This window comes from Funiculus sociatus GB2-C1, from assembly GCF_039962115.1.
Lineage (GTDB): Bacteria > Cyanobacteriota > Cyanobacteriia > Cyanobacteriales > FACHB-T130 > Funiculus > Funiculus sociatus.
In genome coordinates, this window is the sequence record NZ_JAMPKJ010000011.1 from 101,138 (window position 1) to 122,872 (window position 21,735).

The following is a 21,735-nucleotide window of genomic DNA, read 5'->3' on the forward strand; positions in this document are numbered from 1 at the left end:
TACCTCCTCAAACTGGTTCGCTGGCGAACCAGAGATGAAGAAAAAGTTTTTTTTGACGGGGAAGATAAGGAAAACTTTTTACTCACGGGGGTAGGGGTATTTAACGAAGAGTGCAGCTGACGTGTTAATTCCTCCTTGCCCCCCTTGTTTAGGGGGGTGATATAACTGTTCTGATTGGGAAAGTTGCACATCGCGTCAAAAGGCAAAATAAAGAATTATTCAATTTTTCCTTTTTATTACCCATTAGCCATTGATATGATCATCGCTCAACTGTTTAACGTTGCTAATCTGTTTGTTCTGCCTTTCTGGGCGCTGATGATTCTGCTGCCCAACTGGGGCGTGACCAAGCGGGTTATGGAATCTTATCTCCCATTTGTGGCGTTAGCTGGTCTGTATATCTATCTGTTTGTAGCGTCAATTACGCCAGAATCTGCCGCCGCTTTGTCGAATCCTCAACTGGCTGACATTGCACAATTTTTTGCAGATGAAACAGCTGCTGCTACTGGGTGGATTCATTTTCTGGTGATGGATTTGTTCGTGGGTCGCTATATTTATTTGGAGGGTCAGCGGACTGGTATCTGGACAATCCATTCGCTGCTGCTATGTTTATTTGCAGGGCCGATGGGATTGCTTTCTCATATTTTGACTTACTGGGTGAGGCAGAAGTTTTTCTCACCAACCGTAACTGATGCAACTTCCTCGGCTCCGAACCCCCAAGCATAATACAATTTTGGATTTTGTGGGGGCGAAGGAGTCTCTGGGTTTCCGATAATTTGGGATTAACATCTAGCGGTGTAAAACCTTCATTTCAATGTTGTCACAAATCTAAAATCAAAAATTAAGTCACTACCCAATTGAGAGATAAATTTATGCGGACTCTAGCTGTTGACATTGGCGGCAGTGGCATCAAGGCAATAATTTTAGACGAAGATGGACAGCCGCTGACTGAACGGTCTCGTGTAGACACCCCAAACCCTCCTGTGCCAGAGGTTGTAATGGATGCGATCGCGACCCTTGTTAGCTCTCAAGGTGAGTTTGACCGCGTATCTGTGGGCTTTCCTGGCGTAGTTCGCTCTGGTGTCACTAAGACAGCCGTAAATTTGTCTCCAAATTGGATCGGGTTCGATCTAGCAACAGCACTATGCGATCGCTTAAAAACACCAGTAGCGGTGGTTAATGATGCCGATATGCAAGGTCTGGGGGCGATTTCAGGATCGGGTGTAGAACTAACGATCACTCTGGGAACAGGCTTTGGTTCGGCTTTGTTTGTGGAAGGATTACTGGTGCCAAACCTGGAACTTGGGCACCATCAGTTTCGCAAAGGGGAAACCTATGAGGAACAGTTGGGACGTGCCGCTTTAGATAAAGTCGGTGAGAAAAAATGGAATTCTCGTCTCGAAAAAGCGATCGCGTCTCTGCAAAATCTGTTTAACTATGATTACCTTTACATCGGCGGCGGTGAAGCCAAAAAAGTAACTCTCAACTTACCACTAAATGTCAAAATTGTTCCTAATGTAACTGGTTTATTGGGCGGAATTGCGTTGTGGCGAGATTAGATAGGGATGTTAAAAAATCTTACTTCTGACTCTATAACTACTGGCTACCATGTCTTTTGCACATGATTTAGAAATCTCGCAAGATGTACTGGAAGATGTTATATTTCCTCCAGGGGATTTAGATAGTGATGAACCGCCTTTGGAAAGTGAATTGCACCTGCGGCAAATGGTGCTGCTGATTCAATGTCTGGAATGGTGGTGGCGTGATCGCATGGATTTTTATGCCTGCGGTAATCTCACCATCTACTACAGTCCTCGCCAGCGCAAGTCTGAGCAGTTCCGAGGGCCAGATTTTTTTGTAGTGTTGGGTACCCAACGCAAACCGCGAAAAAGTTGGGTGGTTTGGGAAGAAGATGGCAAATATCCCAATGTAATTGTAGAAATTCTCTCTTCCAAAACTGCCGCAACTGATCGAGGCTTGAAAAAGCAAATTTACCAAGATATTTTCCGCACTCCTGACTATTTCGGGTTTAGTCCTGATAGCCTTGAATTTAAAGGGTTTCATTTATTAGATGGTCGCTACCAGGAACTTGAGCCTAAAGCTAATGGCTGGTTGTGGAGCCAGCAACTAGAGCTATATTTGGGCATTCACGAGTCAAGGTTACGTTTCTTTACGGCTGAAGGGCAGTTAATCCCAACTCCAGAGGAAATGGCACAACAGGAACGACAGCAGAAGGAACAAGCTGAGCAACAAGTGGCAGAAATGGAGGCGTTGTTAGTTCGCTATCGGGAACGCTTTGGTGAATTGCCTGCGTAAATTAAAAGGTTTGGTTTCAAGAGGGCGGCATATCTAACCCTTTATATCCAGCGATCGCTTTAGCCCTGTTGTCGCTCCTGAAGGGAATATCCCTGTCGCGAAGATATTCATTTTACATAACTTTATCTTGTGCCTTAACTTTGAAAAATTGGATTATCGTGAACTTCTATTAAAGCTGGTGCGAACCGAGGCGCGGCGTTACCTCTCGCTTTTGCATTAATCTCGATGGTAAACTCTGCGCCTTCCCCTAATTGAGAGTCACACTTGAGCCTCCCTTGATGTTTTTCGACAACAATTTGATAGCTAATAGATAGCCCTAGTCCGGTTCCTTTTCCTACTGGTTTTGTGGTAAAAAAGGGGTCAAAGAGATGCTCTTTCACGTAAGGTGTAATGCCTTTACCATTATCGGCAATCCGAATTACTATCAATTGGGAATTGGGAATTAGGGATTTGAGATTAGTTTCTTCCTGATATCTGACTTCTGTAGCGATCCGGATTTGCGGAGTGAAGGAAGAACCTTCATTTATTTTTTCTTCTAAAGCATCGATTGCATTGTTCAAAATATTCATAAATACCTGATTTAACTGACCTGGATAACAAGCTACTAAGGGCAATTTATCAAATTCTTTAATTACTTCAATTGCTGGCCTATTAGGCTGTTCTTTCAGGCGGTTTTCTAAAATCATCAAGGTACTTTCAATTCCAGAGTGTAAATCGGCTTCTTTAATTTCAGCTTCGTCAAGCCGCGAGAAGTTCCGCATAGAAACGACAATTTCTTTAATGCGGGTTGCTCCTGTTCTCATTGACCAGAGCAATTTGAGAAAGTCCCTTTTAAGAAAATCAAGGTCGAGGGCGGCAATTTCGTTTTGAATTTCGTTAGATGGCTGGGGGTAGTGGCTTTGATAGAGAGAAATTATTTTTAGTAAATTTGAGGCATATTCAATGGCAGGGGTGACATTGCCATAGATAAAACTTGTAGGATTGTTAATTTCGTGGGCGATGCCAGCAGCCAGTTGACCGAGGGATGCCATTTTTTCTTTTTGCACCAGCTGGACTTGGGCGCTTTTGAGTTCGTGCAGAGCAATTTCAAGCTCTTGAGATTTTTCTCTTTCTCGTGCTTCTGATTCTTGCAAAGCGGCTTCTGCTTGTTTGCGTTCGGCCATTTCAGTTTGAAGGATAGAAAGTGTTTTTGATAACTCGGCAGTGCGATCGCTTACCCGAATTTCTAAATCATCGTAGGCGTTGCGTAAGGCTTCTTCGGCTCGCTGACGTTCACCAATCTCGCTTTGGAGTTCCCGGTTAACTGCTTCTAATTGTTCTGGCGTTTTCAGAGCTAGAAATTGCGGCAGCAGCGTTACCATTTGTAGAGCTGTATAGCAGGAAACCAGAGCGGTAATGGCTTGCTCGACCCCTGTCAGCCAGTAAGTAGGATGCCAGAGAGTCCAAATTTCCATCAAGTGACCTGTTCCACAGAGAATGATGAAAGCTCCAAATAAAGCAAATATTCCTTGAAAGGGAATATCTTGCCGTTCGTGGATAAAATACAGGAGCATTGCCGGAATTGAAAAGTAAGCGATCGCAATAAACAAGTCCGAAAGGAGGTGAAGCCATACCAGTTTAGTTTGCCAAAGGTAACAGTGACCGTGAGGAATAAACTGAGTTGATGAAAATAACTCCTTTAAGAGTTCCCACATTTTTTTATTTTTTTTTATTTTCTATCTACTTTAGTTATAAAATAGCCATTTTTAAAATGCCAAGAGTAATTATACTTACCTCGGTAATAATGCTTTTGAATTTATCTCAATTATAAATTCTGTACCTTTTCCTAAATGAGAGTTACACCTAATTTTTCCTTGATGGTTTTCTACAACGATTTGATAACTAATTGATAGCCCCAATCCCGTGCTTTTACCTCCAGGCTTGGTTGTAAAAAATGGGTCAAATATATGTTTTCTTATATGAGGCAAAATACCTTTACCATTGTCAGTAATCCGAACAATAACTTTATTTTTTGAAACTTTTCTTTTATCAGTCTCAATTGGTTCAGCGTTGCTAACCAAGGATAGATGGTTGCTGACAATCTGTGTGCTAATCCAAATCTGGGGATTAAAAGATAAATCTTCTTTCATCCTTTCTTCCAGGGCATCAATGGCATTAGCCAAAATATTCATAAATACCTGATTTAACTGACCTGGATAGCAATCCACTAATGGCAACTTTCCGTAGTTTTTAATTACCTCAATAGCAGCTCTACTAGGCTGTTCTTTCAGGCGGTTTTCTAAAATCATCAATGTACTTTCAAGACCAGAATGCAGGTCAGCTTTCTTCATTTTGCCTTGGTCAATGCGAGAAAAATAGTGCAAGGCACAGATAATTTCTTTGATGCGATCTGCACCGCTTTTCATTGACGAAAGTAATTTCGGAAAATCTGTCTTCAAAAAATCGAGATCGAGGTTTTTAATCTCCGATGAAATTGCTGTAGGGGGTGTGGGATAATGCTGTTGATAAAGTTCAATTAGCCGAGTTAAGTTTTGGGCGTATTCATTAGCCGGAGTAATATTGCCGTAGATGAAGCTGATGGGGTTGTTGATTTCATGAGCAATACCAGCAACGAGTTGACCGAGGGATGCCATTTTTTCTTTTTGCACAAGGTGTACTTGGGCGTTTTGGAGTTCGTTCAGGGCAATTTCTAGGTCGGTTCGTTGGTGCCTTTCTCGTGCTTCCGATTCTCGCAAAGCAATTTCTACCTGTTTGCGATCGCTAATGTCTTTATGAGTACCTGTCATCCTCATCGGATTGCCGCTTTCATCCCGCTGTGTCACCTTGGCATGAGACAAAATCCACTTCCATTCTCCTGATTTAGATTGCATCCGAAATTCTATTTCATAGGCGGGAATGCTACCTTCCAGATAAGCGTTCAAAACTGCCATTGCTCTAGGCAAATCTTCTGGATGTATTAGATATTGCCAAGATTGAAAATTGTTTTCAACCTCCTCTACTGCATACCCCAAAATTCCCTTCCAATGCGCGTCGAAATAAACTTCGTGGGTGCGAATATTCCAATCCCACAAACCTAAAGCACTGCCTTCTAATGCCATCTGCAAGCGTTCTTCACCTAGCCGCAAAGCAGCTTCTACGTGTTTGCGCTGCCAAAACAAACTTAGCTGAGTCGCAACAGCCTTTACTAACTCAATCAAACGCAAATCTTGACCGGTTTTGTTTCGTTTAAAGAAAACTAAAACCGCCAACACTTGATTATCAACTACAATCGGCACGCCAAAACTAGCTTTTAATCCGGTACTTGCTGCAATTGAAGAACGTAGAAAAACTTCTTGGGTATCAGAAACATCTTCTATCCATTCCGGTTGCCCAGATGACCATATTCGCCCTGGCAATCCCACATTAGCAGCAAATGTTAATTGCTCACTGTGTTCCACAAATTCTTCTAGATCGCAATGTTGCAAGGCGACTACCGCTTCGCGATCGCATCCGTATCCACCCTGAGCATATTTTAAAACCGTGCCACCAAAAGCCGGAATCCATGCTTCTCCAATATCCCAGCCAATAGTCCTACTAATTAAGCGCAGACTTTCTGCTAAGGCATCCTGAAAATTTTCGCAATCATTAATAGCTTGGGTTGTTGCCAGCAGGAGTCGGATTTCATTTTCTGCTTGCTTTCGCGAGGTGATGTCTGTAGCAGTTCCTAATATCTGAAACGGTTTCCCATTAGAAGCTTGAGCGAACAACGTATCCCGGCTGACAAAAGTGCGCCATTCTCCATTGGCGTGCCTCATCCGGTACTCAATCTCAAAGATTTCACCCTCAGAGGCTAATTCTAATTCTCGGAAATGTTGAGGGAATCGGGCAAAATCTTCAGGGTGTATCAGCTTTTTAATAACTGCCTCTCCCATAGCTTGAATCTCTTCTGCTGTATAACCAAGAACTTTAGTAAATTCGCGATTTATATAAATATTCCGCTGTAATTCTAGGTCATAAATATATAAAATATTGGGAGTTGTCTCAGCAATTTGTTGAAGAAGAAAACGCTGGCTTTCCCGCAACACCAATTCCGATAACTTACTTTCTGTGACATCGCGGGCAACTCCGTGAATCAAACCTTCCTGTGCAAATGGGGTATATGTCCATGACAACCACTTATAAGACCCATCTTTACAGCAATAACGATTTTCAAACTTGACGCTCAAAGCGCCATTTTCTAGCTTTTGGAGTTCAACAAGAGTTGCTTTTCTGTCTTCTGGATGGACAAACTCGATAAATGGTATAGCAAGAAGTTCCTCTTGGGTGTAGCCCAAAATATTTGACCAAGCTGAGTTCAAACACTTGAAATAGCCATCGACAGCGATACATAATAGATCGAGAGATATAGCAGAAAATCGAGAGTATGCTGCATCATTGGAGCGCACGAACAACCTCGGCAAAGCAACATCACGGTGGACTGCTGCTTCCTCTAAAACAGAGTGATTATTTTGTTCGCGTTGTAGCCTAGCTTCTTGTCTTTTTTGACGCACAGATGCATAACGTAGAGAGCGAATTAGAAGTTGACTATCAAGGTTTCTTTTTACCAGATAATCTTGTACGCCAGCTTGAATAAATTGAAGCGCTAATTCTTCATCCTCTATGGTGGTGAGTACGACAATCGGAATGTTTAACTGATACTGTTGCATCCTGACAACGGTATCAAATCCTTGATTGTGGGAAAGGGAAATGTCTAATAAAATTACATCAAAGCTTTTTTTATTTAACAGAGCTAGTGGCGTGTCTATTCGCTCTAACTTGGTCGTAAAAATACGAAAATTAGCATAATCGCAGGTTCGTGATAATAATTCTTCAATGCGTTCTGTCTCGTCAGTATTGTCCCCAATCAAAAGAACTTTAAACCAAGTGGAGGCAGCGTTTGAGGTAAAACTTGATGACATTTTTATCATTATCAAAACAATTTAATTCTTAAAAATAACTGATTCTACTTATCTTTAAATTGTTTATTATTGGGTAGCATAAGGGTGAATACAGTTTAAAAACCCAAGTTCACTTTGAGATGCGATCGCTCTCGAAAGCTATTCGCGTCCTGGTTGACGGATCAATTCAACGACTATTTACTTATAATATTCGCTGAAATCCAGACAAATTAACATTTTTGGTAACAAAAAGCACACTAAATCGAAAACCCAGACTAGAGGAAACTTTCCCGATTTAGTCAGATCCTTGGAGTGTACACCCTCTTGGACAATTGTCAACTCCAGCGAAAGTGCCTGAAATTGTCCCATCCTTACTGGTGGGCGTGAAAGCACCTTAATAGGAAGTGCGATGAGGCTGGAACCTCCTTTAGAATAATTGTAGGTTAGTCCCGTGCTATGGGCTTAAGCGAAACCCAACAAATATAGCACTCCTAAATGATTTGTGAATGGGAGATACCCGACTTCTTTAAGAGGTCGGGTATCTGAAAGGCTGGCATCTCATAACTCTGGATCGGATTGCTATACTTTTAGGCGTTGGGCAACGCGCACCTCAACCCTACCTAAGCAGGTCTGTAATAAGTTGTACAGCTAATTTACTTTCTAAAGGTTTAGAAAATATATATCCTTGACCAAAATCACAGTTTAGCGCTTTCAGTTTAGCTAACTGTTCAGGAGTTTCTATTCCTTCGGCAACCACATCCATACCCATCGTATGAGCCATACTCATAATCGCTGGAATCAGCCCCATATCTTCTTGATTTTTATCCAGGCGATTGACAAAAGACTTATCTATTTTTAGGGTATTTATGGGAAACAGATGCAAGTAGCTCAGGGAAGAATAGCCCGTGCCAAAGTCATCAATACTTAACTGAATTTTCCTCTTTTTGAGTTCGTGGATAATCGCTTTTGCTGATTCGCTATTATCCATAATTGCACTTTCTGTAATTTCAAGCTTTAAGCTAAAAGGATTAAGTTTAGTTTCCTCCAATATTTCGTCAATTTGCTCAATTAAGTTAGGTTGGGAAAACTGGCGTACCGAAAGGTTTACGCTGATAGTTAAGGGTTCTTGAGTGAGTTTTTGTTCTTGCCAGATGCGTAGCTGCTGGCAAGCTTCCCGCAACACCCAAGCGCCGATAGGGGTAATTAAACCTGTTTCTTCGGCAACAGGAATAAACTCGGCTGGAGAAACTAACCCTCGTTGGGGATGATGCCAGCGGACTAGCGCTTCAAATCCAATAATTTTGCTTCTGGAAAGGGCTACAATTGGCTGATAATAAACTAAAAATTCTTGCTGATTTATCGCCTTTCGTAGGTCGGTTTCTAGCTGTAAAAGTTGAATTGCTCCTTGGTGCATGGCTGGATCAAAGACGTGATAGCGAGCTTTCCCTAATGCTTTGGCACGATACATGGCTGTATCTGCATCCCGCAGCAGATATTCTGGCTTTTCGTAGTCACTATTGCCTAGAGCAATGCCAATACTAGCGCTAATGAATACTTCATGTCTGGAGAGTTGAAAAGGGTGGGAAAGTTCTTTAAGAATTCGGTCAGCAACCAGTGAAGCAATGTTGATATCTTTGAGTTCTTCTAGGAGAATGGCAAACTCGTCGCCGCCTAAGTGTGCTAGAGTGTCAACCATGCTCAAGAAAGATTCGAGACGGCGAGCGAGGCTAGTGAGCAGTTCGTCTCCCACGAGATGACCGAGAGAATCGTTGACAATTTTGAAGCGATCGCAATCGAGAAACAGCACCGCAAACTGATAATCTGGTTGTTGTTTACTACGACTGAGCGCCTGTTCTAGACGCTCCATGAACAAAGCCCGGTTGGGCAAGCCAGTCAGAGGATCGTGCAAAGCCATATGCAGTAATTGATTCTGCACTCGCTTACGTTCAATAATTTCCTGCTTGAGTTCTTGATTTGCTACTTCTAGCTGACAGGTGCGTTCCTTAACCCTCATTTCAAGTTCTGCATTCAATTGCAGAATTTTTACTTGTGCCGCCCTTAAAGCCAGTTGATTCTCGACGCGAATTAAAACTTCTTCTATCTGAAACGGCTTAGTAATGTAATCTACTCCACCAACAGAAAAAGCTTTGACCTTATCAATTGTTTCATCAAGTGCGCTCAAAAAAATTACTGGGATTACGCGAGTAATCTCGTCAGATTTCAGTTTTTCACAGACCTCATAGCCATTCATCACAGGCATATTGATGTCGAGCAAAATTATATCCGGAAGTTTAGCCAACGCTGCCTTTAATGCTGTTTGTCCATTAGTCACACTGCGAACTTTATATCCCTGTTCGCTCAACAAGTCAGACAAAAGGCGTAAATTATTTGGTGTATCGTCAACAAGTAAAATGTTACCTTTATTGGTAAATTCTTGATCGCTATTCATTCTATTATTTATTAAATTCTTCAATTAAATTAGTAATTTGTTCAAACTGAAAGTTATCAACCAAATTGGAAAGAGCGCTTGACAAAGGAGTATTTGTAGCAGATATTTGCTCGGTAAGGCTTAAAATTAACTCCGCATCTGCCTCAATTGCTGCCTGATATAAAGCTTCGACCCACTCGGTAGGCATCTCTTGGAAAGATGAAGCATGAAGAATAAAGCATGAATCTGCTGCGCCTTCTGGGTTCTGCTGGTGAAACGTTTCTAATGATTCATAGATGTAACGCACCCCTAAATGTTGAGCCATTTTTTCAAAAATTACGACATCGCGGAAAGGCTTGCGGATGAAGTCATTGCAACCTGCTGACAAAATCAGGTTTCGCTGTTCTTCAAAAGCGCTAGCGGTTAAGGCAATAATCACCGTTGCATGGCCCTTCACATGACCTTTAATCCGTTTGATGGCTTCATACCCGTCCATTACAGGCATCCGCATATCCATCCAGATTAGGTGTGGTTCCCAACTCTCCCATAAAGTAATGGCATCTTGACCATTTTCCGCTTCGCGGACATCAAAGCCAATCGATGTGAGAAGTTTGACTAGCAGAATGCGATTTTCCAGACGATCTTCAACGACCAAGATGCGATATTCAGGTTGGTCAGGCGCTAAACCAATTACTTTAGGTTGTAGCTGTTTTGTCTGAATTTCAGTAGCATCAGCAAGGCTGATGTGAATATCAAATGCAAATACTGTTCCTTTACCTAGAGAACTGCTGACGGTGATATCTCCGCCCATAAGTTGCACAAATTTGCGGCTAATAGGTAAGCCTAATCCAGTTCCTTGTTGAGATTTCCGACCAGTTTCTGTTTGCCCAAAAGCTTCAAATAACTTGTTTATTTCTTCTGGGGCAATGCCGAGTCCAGTGTCTTCGACTTCAAAGCGGATTGTCTGTTGTTTATTGCTTGTTGGCGTTTGAATGTTGTCAGGTTGGAAGGTTGCCAAGTTAGAAGTTAATAATTCACTGACAACTAACACTCGCAGCACTACGCTACCTTGTTCAGTAAACTTGATGGCATTTCCCAGGAGATTTATCAAGACTTGCCGCAATTTACTCTCGTCAGAACGCACGTATTGGGGAATGTTTGAAGCGTAGCTTATTTCCAGTTCCAAGCCTTTAGATTTGACTTTTAACCGGAACATTTCTTCCAGATTTTCTAGCAGGTTAATTAAGTCAAAACTACTTTCATTAAAAGTAATTCTGCCTGCCTCGATTTTGGACATTTCTAGAATGTCGTTGATTAACTCTAGTAGATGTTCCCCACTGCGATTAATAATTCCTAGATATTCCTGTTGTTCGCCGGATAGGGATGAGTCGCGGGTCATTATTTGAGTAAATCCCAGAATGGCGTTTAGTGGCGTTCTCAGTTCGTGGCTCATAGAGGCGAGGAATTCGCTCTTGGCGCGATTAGCTGCATCGGCAGCATAGGCAGCCTGTTGCAGTGCAGCTTCTGCTTGCTTGCGTTGTGTGATGTTTAGTCCAGTTCCCCGGAAACCGATAATATTACCGTTATTGTCCAAAAGTGGAATGCCATTGACTTCCTCCCAAATAATTTCCTTTGTCGAGGTAATGTTACGATGTTCTAGTTTAAAGGTGCTTTTTGTCCTAGAAGCATGGCGCAATATTTGTTCAACTTTTTTGATATCTTCGTGTGCAACGAAATCAATCAGCTTATGCCCGATTAATTGTGAGGGTGGATATCCTTTAACGGATTTCACCCGGTCAGTGATGAAGGTGTAGATACCTTCAGAATCTATTTCCCAGAGGTATTCTCCAACTGCTTCTGACACATCGCGAAAACGCTGTTCGCTTTGCCGCAGCTTCTCTTCAGCTTGCTTGCGCTCGATGATTTCAGTTTTGGCTTGTTCAAAGAGGGTGGATTGCTGGATAGCGATCGCTAGTTGCACGGATAATTGTCTGAGAGATTCTATCTCTGAAGAATGCCACGCCCTAGAACCCCTACAGTGATGGGCAATTAGCAGTCCCCATAACTTATTTCCTTGCAAAATGGGAACTACCAGGTTAGCTCTAACCTGAAGCTGACTGAGGAAATCAATCTGGCACTGTTTTAAACCAGCTGCGTGAATATCCTCGATTGCGAGAATGCGACCTTGCTGGTAGGGGGCGACATAGCTTTCCCCAAAGCAGGGATCGTTAATATCGCTGCCCATTATAGCCATCCAATCTTCTCCCACTGACTCGACAGCGACAACGCCGCTCCAGCCTGGGTTAAAGCGGTAGATAATTGTCCGGTCGGTGGACAAAAACTGTCGCACTTCTTCGACTGCTGTTTTTAGGACTTCTTCCAGGTTAAGTGACTCGCGAATTCGCTCTTGCATAGCCATTACCAGGCGTTCCCGCGAGATTTGTTGCTGTAAGGCAATTTCTGCTTGTTTGCGATCGCTAATATCCCGGACTATGAACAGCACTTCCTCTTCTCCACTGGTTACAACCCGGACTTCTTCGTATTGCAGTTTACCTTCGATCAAAACTTGCTGTTCATAAATTTGGGGTTTCCCTGTATCCAGAGCTAGTTGCATATGTTGTACATAACGACTAGCAACTTCTGGGGGCAAATCTTTGAAGTTCATATTCTGGCAAAGGGTCGCTGCTTCTGATTGCCAGAGATTTTTCACTTCGTTGTTACAGATGAAGTCTAGGTAAATCGCATCGTTACTCATCCGAAACATCAAATCGGGAATAGCCCAAAGGATAGCGCGATTTTTGGCTTCGCTTTGGCGCAGTGCCACTTCTGCAAGTTGGCGTTCCCGGATTTGTTGCTGTAGCTGTTGATTTTGGCAGTCAAGGTAGGTGCGTTGTTGTTTTTCTTGTTCTAGGAGAGAAGCTTGAGCGATCGCAATCCCCAGTTGTGCCGCAACTGATTCGAGGAGGGATATATCCCCAAGTGTCCAAACGCGAAAGCGATCGCACTGATGCAAGCCAATCGCGCCGTTAGGTTCTCCCTGGTAAGAAGTCCGGACTACAAGCATTGACTTCAAACCAGCCTGACGGCAAAATGGCTCAGCAGCTTGTAACAGAGGGTCAGCATAAACATCCGGCGAAGAGATGGCGGCATCTTGTGCTAACATCCGCTCGCCGTGGGGGTTGCCGATTATGGGAATATTCTCATACAGCATTGATGGCACCCCGGTCGCTACAAACTCAGCTACTATGGGGATTCTCGGTTCCGGATCGGCGACGTAGGTATGAATTAGACAGCGATCGACGCTCAATAGATGAGAAATTTGATTGGCGGCCGTGCCAAAGATTTGAGAAGGATCTAAACTAGAGCGGATTTCCTCAGTGATTTGCTTGAGCATTAGAGTCCGGCTAAATTGTTTAGTCAGAGCTTCTATTGCTGTACGCTCTTGGGTAATGTCAGACTGAATTCCCACATAGTGAGTCAAGCGTCCGGTTGCGTCTCGCACTGGGGAAACGGAAAATTCATTCCAAAAAAGCGTGCCATCCTTGTGATAATTACGCAGAACCACGCGACATTCTCTTTCTTGGCGGATTGCCGCCCGCAGTTCCTCAAGAGCAGGTTGCTTTTTGTCAGTTCCTTGTAAAAATCGGCAGTTTTTGCCAATTGTTTCTGCTGCCGAATAACCTGTTATAGACTCAAAGGCTGGATTAACGAAAATAACTGGACAGTCGGGGAGTTGAGCATCGCTAAGGACAATGCCGTTGCTGGAGGCTGCGATCGCTCGTTCTAGCAGTCGCAAACGTTCTTCTGTCTGTTTGCGTTCTGTAATGTCTACCCAATAACCAACGCACTCAATGGGGTTGCCAGCTTCGTCTTTGACTAACTTTATCTGGTCGTATACCCAGCGATAAGTTCCGTCTTTATGCAAGAAGCGGTACTCGTGGTTGTAATATCCTTTTTCAAATAGGCGTGGTAATTCGGCAAAGACCCATTTTGCATCTTCTGGGTGGATATTTCTAGCCCAGAAATTTGAATCTTCTATAAATTCTCGCGCTTGGTAGCCAACAACAGCGCTGACGTTCTCGCTGACAAAAGTAGCTGCATAATCTCCTGAGATTTTGGAGCTATAAATAACTGCTGGGCTAGAAGTGAGCAGATGTTGCAGGCGTTCGGTTGCCAGAGTCAGCGCTCTTTCAGCGTGGATGCGATCGCTAATGTCTTTATTCGTCCCGGTCATCCGCAGGGGTACGCCTGATTCATCGCGCTCAAAAACCTTGCCCGAACCCCGAATCCACTTCCACTCACCGGATGAACAAAGCATCCGAAACTCAGCACTATAAACAGGAGTGGCACCTTCCAGATAAGCTTGTAGAGCTTCCATAACCTTTGGCAGATCCTCTGGATGCAGCAGCCGCTCCCAAGACTCGTAATTGTTTCCAATTTCTTCTACTTCATACCCCAACATTTTCTTCCACTGGGGGTCGAGATAGGTTTCTCCGGTGGCAATATTCCAATCCCACAAACCCAAGCCGCTGCCTTGTAAGGCTAGATGCAAACGTTCTTCGCTTTTGGACAAAGCAGCTTGGGCTTTTTTGCGTGCAATCAGCCAACCTAACTGAGCCGCAACAGCACTAACTAGCTCAAATAAATGCCGATATTCTGTACTTTTAGTACGTTTAAAGAAGACTAAGACAGCCAAAACTTGATTATTGGCGAGGATTGGTACACCAAAACCAGCTTTTAATCCAACTTGGGTGGCGATTTGCGATCTAGGGAAGGCTCTCGGTTCAGCTTGGGAAACATCTTCTAACCATTCTGGGCAACCAGATGACCAAACTCGCCCTGGTAAGCCTGCATTGGGTGCAAATATGAGTGTTTCGCTATAGCGGCGGAATTCTTCTAGGGAGCGATGTCGCTTTGCGACTACCGCTTCGCTATCGCATTCGTACCAACCCAGACTATGTTCCAAAACCGTACCATCATTAGCAGGAATCCAAGCTTCGGCAAAATCCCAGCCGATTGTCGTACAAATTAACCGCAGAATCACTGCTAAAGCACTGTCAACGTCAACAGAGTGATTAATAGCTTGGGTTGTTTCTAGCAACAGACGAATTTCAACTTCTGCCTGCTTTCTCTGCGTGATGTCAGTAGCTGTGCCGAGAATTTGCCTCGCCTTGCCATTATCAGTTCTGCTAAACAAGGTATCCCGGCTCTCCAAAGTCCGCCATTCTCCGTTCTGGTGCCTCATCCGGTACTCAATCTCAAAAATTTCACCGTCAGAGGCGTTCTCGAATTGTTGACAATATTCAGGGAGCCTTGCGAAATCGTCAGGGTGCATCAGATTTTGGAGAACTGCTGCTCCCATTTGTTGAATCTCTTCTGGCGTATAGCCCAGAATCGCAGCAATTTGGCGATTTGTATAGACATTGCGCTGCTTGCTAAGGTCGTGGAGATATAAAATATTGGGACTAGACTCGGCAATCTGTTGAATAAAACGCTGGCTTTCTCGCAGCGTCTCTTCTCGTTGTTTGCGCTGTGTGATGTCCCGTGCTACCCAGACGACTGAGTTTGACGACATGGGCGAAATACTGACAGCAAACCAAACTTCTTGCTCTTTAATGTTTAAGCTGTATTCAAGGTTGAGTGTCTGCTGACTTTCTAAGGCTTTGCAAACGTAGCTAAGAAAGGTATCAGCTTGCTCTTTTTCAAAAACTTCGTGAAGTGTTTTACCAAATAATTCGGAGGCTGGTTTGTATAAATTTGATGGATTTGTAGGTGGGATTTTGAGATAACGCCCTTGTGCATCAATAACTAGGACTACATCGGGTAAGGCAGCCAACAAAGCGCGTAGCTCAGCTTCTGAGGCTTTTAGCGCTTGTTGAGCAGCTTTGCGCTCTGTAATGTCTTTACTAACAGCGAGGATACACGCTTGTCCATTCAGGTCGATGATTTCCGCTGATATCAGCATTGTCTTCACCTTGCCTGTCTTGGTGCGAAAATCACATTCCCAGTTGCGGATTGCTTTTGTTTGCTGCAACTGATGTTTTAATTTGAGGCAGTCTTGTGGTTTTACCCATAAATTTAGTTCTTTTAAGGTGGAACCAATTGCCTCGTTGGGAGAATAACCAGAAATGCGACAGAAGCTATCATTCACTTCGATGTAGCATCCATCTGCCAACGTTAAGATAGCGATCGCATCTGGAGATGAACGAAAGGCGCGGGTAAATTTTTCTTCTGCCTCCCGACGCACTCGCATTTCTTCTTGTAGCCGCGCATTTTGCTCTCGCAGTTGCTTAGATAGCCTCCGGATGCTCAATTGATTCTCAACCCGCGCTAAAACCTCCTCCGGCTCAAATAATTTGGTAATATAGTCCACACCACCAACTGAAAAAGCTTTCACTTTATCCAATACATCACTCAAAACACTGATAAAAATTACCGGAATGTCGCGAGTTTTTTCATCAGCTTTTAGCTTAGAACAAACTTCATAACCATCCATTCCCGGCATTCTGATATCAAGCAAAATCAGGTCAGGCGGAAACCAACGAGCTGTCGTGAGAGCCATCTGCCCGTTAGTTACGCATCGCAGTTCATAGCCATAATCGTTTAGAATATTTGATAATAATCGCAAATTGGCTGGGTTATCATCAACAATTAAGATGTTGCCCTTTACTGTACTTAATTCTGGATTATTCATAACTTTATCTCCGATAGTTTTTCTAAAGTTAAGTTATAAATCTTGAATAAATAACTCAAATCTCAATAAATTTCTCCTCTAGGGACATGGCAATGCCATGTCCCTACTCGTTCACTTAAATAGGATTGCTATAACAGTTAAAATCATGCTGATAGTTCGTTAAGTCCATAATTTTGTCGAACTGAAAATCATTGACCAATTTTGCCAAACCCTTAGCCAAGGTTGTATGGTCGGCTGAAATTTGTTCAATAATACTAATAGCTAAGTTAGGGTTTGCCAAGGCAGCCGCATGGTGTAACTGGGCTACCCAAGTGTCGGGTAAAGCCGCTAAGTCGGCTGGGGTTAGTCGATTATTTAGGTAATCCAACTCGAAGGAAGTAGATTTTGGGTTTTCGTCGTAGATATATAACACCCCAAGATGTTTGTTAATTAATTCAAAGATATCTGCCTCACAGAACGGTTTGCCTAAAAAGTCATCGCAACCGGCCGCTAGAAGTACAGCTTGTTCTCCTTTCAAAACTGAGGCACTTAAGGCGATGATGGTGGTGGGATTGGGGACTATTGATTGGGGGTTGGGGATTGGAGACAAGGAGGACAACGCTTTTTCTCCTCCCATCTGCGCCTCTGCGCCTCTGATCATCTCTTTTTCCTTAGTTCTGATCAGTTTGGTAGCTTCAATGCCATCCATAACGGGCATCCGCATATCCATCCAGATTAAGTGAGGTTGCCAATTTTCCCAGATAGCGATCGCTTCCAGACCGTTACAGGCTTCCTTCAGGTCAAAGCCAAGGGGAGAAAGCAGCAGGAGAAGCAGTTGGCGATTGTCCGCTTTCTCATCGACAATCAGGATACGATAGCGGGGTTGATTTGGTTCCAGGGCAATAACTTGCCGAATCGGTTGTTGGGGTGCGATGTCAGTAGATGCGATCGCGCTAATTTTAAGGGCAAAGTGGAAAACGCTGCCTCGTCCTACCTCACTACTGACAGTAATCTGTCCGCCCATCAGTTGCACAAATTGGCAACTGATTGCCAAGCCTAAGCCCGTCCCCTCTTGTGATTCTTCTTGACCTGTTTTAGCTTGCACAAAGGCCTCAAAGATGATGTCTAACTCATCTGGGGGAATGCCAATACCCGTATCTGAAATTTCAAAAGCAATCGTCAGTTGTCCGTTGTCCGTTGGTGTTTGAAGGTTTGAAGGTTTGAATGTAGTTTCAACCCAACTTGACAATTGAGTGACAACTGACACTCGTAACGACACGGTTCCCTGTTGAGTAAACTTCACCGCATTGTTGAGCAAATTAATCAACACTTGACGCAACTTGACTTCATCAGTTCGCACATATTGAGGAACGTCAGGAGAACGGTTACAAAGCAACTGCAACCCCTTCTCCTCAGCCTTCAAACGGAACATATCTTCCAAGTCATCAAGCAGACTATAAAAGTCAAAATTATGTTCATTAAGAATGGTGCGCCCTGCCTCGATTTTAGACATATCCAGCACGTCGTTAATCAGAGTTAGCAGGTGTTCCCCGCTACGGCTAATAATGCTGATATTTTCCTTGTGTTCCCCAGGTAGAGTTGGGCTGCGGGTCATTAAATGGGAATAGCCAAGAATCACGTTGAGAGGCGATCGCAATTCGTGGCTCATATTTGCGAGAAAGGTGCTTTTAGATTGGTTAGCGACTTCAGCAGCTTCTTTAGCTTGTTGAAGTTTCAAAGTCCGCGACGCGATTTTCTCCTCTAAAGAGGCGTTTAATTGTTCTAATTCAAAATTTATCTTTTGTAAAAATTTATTTTTCTCTTCTAATTCTTGATCTTTAACATAACTCCGAATCGCTTCCGTAACTGTTAAACACAGGTCGGTTTCGTCCCAAGGCTTCGCAATATAACGATAAAGATTAGCGAAATTAACCGCATTACCCACAGCCGTTACACTCGCCTGCCCTGTTAAAAGAATTTTCAAGGTTTTTGGATATTGGGCATGAATTTTGATTAAAAGTTCATCTCCTTTCATACCTGGCATAATTTGGTCGGATATAATTAGAAGAATTTCTCTCTCTTCTTCTAGTAATTCCCTAAAAATTTCTAAGGCTTCTTCACCACTTTCAGCTAATTCAATATCATAATCACTTCCGAAGTGATGCGTTAACTGATCTCTGAGACTAATCAGCACAACTCTTTCATCATCCACGCAGATAATCGTGCCTTTACTCATCAGTTCCCTCCAATCCTGATTCAAGGACTTCGATTAATGTTGCTTTATCCCAAGGTTTGCTTAAGTAGCGATACAGGTTCGCGTATTTTCGAGTTCGTTCAATTGCTGTTTCATCAGCTTGTCCCGTCAACAGTACGGTGACAATGTTCGGGAATTGCTGATGGACTTTAATCAGCAACTCATCCCCTTTCATATTGGGCATTAACCAATCGGAGACAACAATGAGAATTTTTACACCTTCTTCATTTAACTCATCGATTACTTCTAAAGCTTCATCTGCACTTTCGGCAAATTCATAACTATAGCGATTACCAAAATGATTTATTATTTGATCGCGCAAGCTTCTTAAGATAAGTTTTTCGTCATCTACACATAAAATCGCTTTTTTAGGCATACATCAGCTCCGTTTCTTTGGTTTTTATAGTGGCCAGGATTAGTTGGGAATAGGTGGTGTTAGCGTTCGCTACAGATCGCGATCGCGTTTCATCAACTATGCTTCGCGATTTTGAAACCGCGCAAACGTCTACCTAATCGGTAACAGAACGCTAAACGTAGTTCGCCCAGGCTGGCTATTTACCTCAATTTCCCCCTGATGTTTGTCTACAATCTTACGAACAATGTCTAACCCCAATCCACTGCCTTCTCCGGCGGGTTTAGTAGTAAAAAACGGGTCAAATATTCTCTCCTTAATTTCTGGAGTAATCCCGGAGCCAGAATCAGTAACTTGCACCACTATTTGATGATTCTCCTCAAAAACACTTATTTCTAGTCTGCCCCGATTACTCATTGCTTGGATAGCATTATGCAGCAAATTTGTCCACACTTGATTCAGTTCTTCTGCATAACAAAAAATGGCTGGCACTTGCTGATAATTTTTTATCACTTCAATACCTTGTTTTAACATATTTTGATAGATAGTCAGCACTACATCGATTCCTTCCGTCACCTGAATCATGGTCATTTGACTGGAGTTATCTTGACGGGCATAACTTTTCAAAGCAAAGACTATCTTCGAGGCTCGCTCTACAGCCAGTATAATATTATCACTGTTATTTTGTTGCATAGATAAGTTATAAACAGCTTCTAAAATCAAGCTGTGATTTGGGTATTGTAATAGCGGCAAAAAGGGGGTAATGTCCTGGGTAATACCTATTTTGACTAAGGTAGCAGCAATAGTATCCGCATCCTCAACACCCTGAGTTTCCAATTCTTTCTTGAGGGCGCGTTTAAGCAGGCGTTCCTCTCTAAATGAAAGGATTGGCTGATTTTGTCGGGTGGCTTCTAATAAGGCAAAAAAATAAGTTTGCTGTTTGAGGGAAAGTTGTTGGAATAGATGAGGTAATTGTCGAATTGAGTTATCTAGAGCAGTAGAGATATTGCCAATTGATGCCCGAATTGCCCCCAATGGCGTATTTATTTCGTGAGCTATACCAGCAATAAGTTGTCCAAGAGCAGCCATTTTTTCTGATTGAATTAACTCTTGTTGGGTAAGTTTTAGTTCTTGCAGAGTGTTAGCTAATTGCTCATTTTTTTGACGCAAGGCTTCTTCAGCGGCTTTGCGATCGCTTATATCTCGCGCTACCCAGATGACGGAATCGTTTGGCATCGGTGAAATGCGAGCAGCAAACCAAACCTCGCGATCGCCAATGGGTAAGCTGTAATCAAACTCAATGGTCTGCTGCATATCTAAAGCTCGCTGAATTTGCCGTAACCAACTCTCGGCTATTTCATCCTGATAAAAGTGTTCTATGGTATAGCCGATAATGTCAAAATTTGGTTCGTACAAAAGCTCGGTATTCGTCGGTACAACTTCAATATCTCCTTCGAGATTGATGACAAGTACGATGTCAGTCATTGCTTCAAAGATTGCTCGAATTTTACTCTCAGATGCGTGCAACTTCTCTTCAAGAAGTTTGCGATCGCGAATTTCTTCCTGAAGTTGCTGATTAAACTGTCTTAGTTGGGAGGTTTGTTCGTCAACCAGATGTTGCAGGGGTTCCACGGTTTGATTAATTTTAAGGCTCAATAGGGACGGGGAGTTAAGCAAGTAGGTTCTCCAACAAAGCAATAAGTAAGGCAAAGCCCTCGCTTTTTAGTATTGTGAACGAACTCAAAGAAGCCTAAGTACAACGGCAGCTTTTCTTGAGAGATACCCCGATGCGGGCGCAACCAGGAACGCAAGAGCGACCTCTCATCCTTCGATTGTATTGACATGGACTTCACACAAACCGTCTCCATCCTCATCGCGAGCATATTCACCCGTTCCATGACACACAGTTTTGTGGGCATAGCCCCACTCAGGCAAGGGATTGTAGATGGCGTATTCATCGGTATAGACCTGGGTGCCCGGTGTAATGGTTGCTTTGATGAGTGGCTCAATAGTCGTTTGCTGGACATTGGTAAGCATCCGAATCACAACCGCCCCACCCCGTTGAATCATGCCGAAAATTGGCGGTTTTTCTTTTTCAAGCGTGCCCCGCCCTCGAACCCCTTTGAGCCGATTGCGTCGTCCGTTGCGCCCTTTTTTGTGACCGCTTCCGGGTTGCCTTTGTGTCCCGCTGTAACATAAACCTGATCACACTCTACCTCCCCAGATAACTGAACTTCCGGTTTGCCATCGACGATGCCTTGACGCAGTTGAGCGGTGATCTCGTGAACATCATCCTCGTCCAGGTCTAGTTCTTGAGCAATCTGACGGTTTGACAGGTTCAATCCCATTAGATACAGGGGTAGTGCTCAAGATGTAATGATAGAGGAGTAGAGTTTCTTGCTGTTCTCCTCCCATGCCTGCGTGTCCCATTTGTGCATCTTCCCAAACGGTAAAGAATGGTCACATCCATAACGGTAAACAACGGTTTAAATGCCTTGACTGCGGACGACAGTTTGTCCTCCAACCGACTAAAAAAGTGATCGACCAAGCGACACAAGAGCTGATTGACCGATTGCTGTTGGAACGCATTTCTCTGGCTGGAATCGCCCGTGCCGTCCAGGTTTCTGAACAATGGCTGCAAACCTATGTTAATGAGAAATATGCTCAGGTGCCCCGAAGCGTGCAGACGGCACCCAAAAAAAGGGGAGCCTAACGATTCAATGCGATGAATTATGGTCATTCGTAGACAACAAAGGGAACAAGCAGTGGGTCTGGTTGGCTCTTGATGCAGACACTCGT

Annotated in this window: 10 protein-coding genes and 2 pseudogenes; 4 read left to right on the top strand and 8 right to left on the bottom strand. The window is 43.4% G+C overall.

Annotation, left to right across the window (positions count from 1 at the left end):
- Positions 1–255 precede the first annotated feature (255 nt).
- The 3 genes from NDI42_RS08155 (at position 256) to NDI42_RS08165 (ending at position 2,313) form a co-directional block, all read left to right on the top strand.
- Positions 256–723, top strand: coding sequence for an ABA4-like family protein (locus NDI42_RS08155; RefSeq protein ID WP_190456859.1), 468 nt, complete (start codon positions 256–258; stop codon positions 721–723).
- A 146-nt stretch (positions 724–869) separates the two neighbouring features.
- Complete coding sequence (locus NDI42_RS08160) at positions 870–1,556, top strand: ROK family protein (protein WP_190421712.1); 687 nt, start codon at positions 870–872, stop codon at positions 1,554–1,556.
- Between the two features lie 49 nt (positions 1,557–1,605).
- Positions 1,606–2,313: a Uma2 family endonuclease gene (locus NDI42_RS08165; protein ID WP_190456861.1), complete on the top strand. Its 708-nt coding sequence runs from the start codon at positions 1,606–1,608 to the stop codon at positions 2,311–2,313.
- A gap of 134 nt (positions 2,314–2,447) precedes the next feature.
- On the opposite strand, the gene NDI42_RS08170 is transcribed toward NDI42_RS08165, so the two are convergent.
- The 8 genes and pseudogenes from NDI42_RS08170 to NDI42_RS08205 form a co-directional block, all read right to left on the bottom strand.
- Positions 2,448–4,007, bottom strand: coding sequence for a sensor histidine kinase (locus NDI42_RS08170; RefSeq protein WP_190456863.1), 1,560 nt, complete (start codon positions 4,005–4,007; stop codon positions 2,448–2,450).
- Between the two features lie 75 nt (positions 4,008–4,082).
- Positions 4,083–7,250 carry a PAS domain-containing protein gene (locus tag NDI42_RS08175; RefSeq protein WP_190456865.1) on the bottom strand — a complete coding sequence of 1,056 codons (3,168 nt, stop codon included), beginning with the start codon at positions 7,248–7,250 and terminating at the stop codon, positions 4,083–4,085.
- A gap of 595 nt (positions 7,251–7,845) precedes the next feature.
- Entirely contained in the window at positions 7,846–9,678 is a 1,833-nt protein-coding gene (locus NDI42_RS08180) for a two-component system response regulator (protein WP_190456867.1), read from the bottom strand.
- A 4-nt stretch (positions 9,679–9,682) separates the two neighbouring features.
- Positions 9,683–16,351, bottom strand: coding sequence for a PAS domain S-box protein (locus NDI42_RS08185; protein ID WP_190456869.1), 6,669 nt, complete (start codon positions 16,349–16,351; stop codon positions 9,683–9,685).
- Positions 16,352–16,466: 115 nt separating this feature from the next.
- A complete protein-coding gene (locus NDI42_RS08190; protein WP_190456870.1) occupies positions 16,467–18,566 on the bottom strand; it encodes an ATP-binding response regulator in 2,100 nt (699 codons plus the stop codon).
- Positions 18,559–18,960, bottom strand: coding sequence for a response regulator (locus NDI42_RS08195; protein ID WP_190438455.1), 402 nt, complete (start codon positions 18,958–18,960; stop codon positions 18,559–18,561). Before NDI42_RS08195 ends, NDI42_RS08190 begins: the two co-directional genes overlap by 8 nt.
- A 129-nt stretch (positions 18,961–19,089) precedes the next feature.
- Positions 19,090–20,592 (bottom strand): sensor histidine kinase, encoded by a 1,503-nt coding sequence (locus tag NDI42_RS08200; RefSeq protein ID WP_348231393.1) that lies wholly within the window; start codon positions 20,590–20,592, stop codon positions 19,090–19,092.
- A pseudogene (locus tag NDI42_RS08205) lies at positions 20,589–21,299 on the bottom strand (IS1595 family transposase); the annotation flags it as partial. The pseudogene NDI42_RS08205 and the gene NDI42_RS08200, both read right to left, overlap by 4 nt.
- A gap of 50 nt (positions 21,300–21,349) precedes the next feature.
- Here NDI42_RS08205 and NDI42_RS08210 point away from each other — a divergent pair.
- Positions 21,350–21,735, top strand: a pseudogene (locus NDI42_RS08210) (IS1 family transposase); the annotation flags it as partial.